2 tRNA genes are annotated in these 555 nt (G+C 41.4%); both read right to left on the bottom strand.

From position 1 onward, the window contains the following. Positions 1-19 precede the first annotated feature (19 nt). Positions 20-110, bottom strand: a tRNA-Ser gene (locus tag HC728_RS19815). Between the two features lie 319 nt (positions 111-429). Next, positions 430-506: transfer RNA gene (locus HC728_RS19810), tRNA-Asp, on the bottom strand. Positions 507-555: the final 49 nt, after the last annotated feature.

The following is a 555-nucleotide window of genomic DNA, read 5'->3' as shown; positions in this document are numbered from 1 at the left end:
TCTATCTGAATCTCGAAAGTGGCGGAGGGATAGGGATTTGAACCCTAGAAGGGCTATTAACCCTTGCCGGTTTTCAAGACCGGTGCTTTCGACCACTCAGCCATCCCTCCAACGCGGTGAATAATAGCGATACCCATACTTGTTGTAAAGACTTCTTTTTAAAAATAAATTCGTTTGATTCAAATTTATTCATTTTGATGGCATTTAAAGCAAATCAACGCAAAGTTTGTTGTTTTTATAGTGTTGTACAGTGAAGTTTATGAGAAAAGAGTAGTTCGATTTTCAATTTACAGTCTGTAGAAATGAGTAGGTAAGAATCGGATAATTATTTAGAAATTTGAAATCCAGACTTTATCTGGAACTCGGAAGCTTTTTCATTTTCGACAGATACAAAAAAGGCATCGTCTTTCGACAATGCCTTCGTTGTGTTGGCGGAGCGGACGGGACTCGAACCCGCGACCCCCGGCGTGACAGGCCGGTATTCTAACCAACTGAACTACCGCTCCAATTTTTTGAAACCCAGACTCTATCTGAATCTCGAAAGTGGCGGAGGGA

Source organism: Aliivibrio sp. S10_S31 (assembly GCF_014694495.1).
In the GTDB taxonomy this organism is placed as follows: Bacteria; Pseudomonadota; Gammaproteobacteria; order Enterobacterales; family Vibrionaceae; genus Aliivibrio; species Aliivibrio fischeri.
This window is presented reverse-complemented; position numbering and strand designations above follow the sequence as displayed.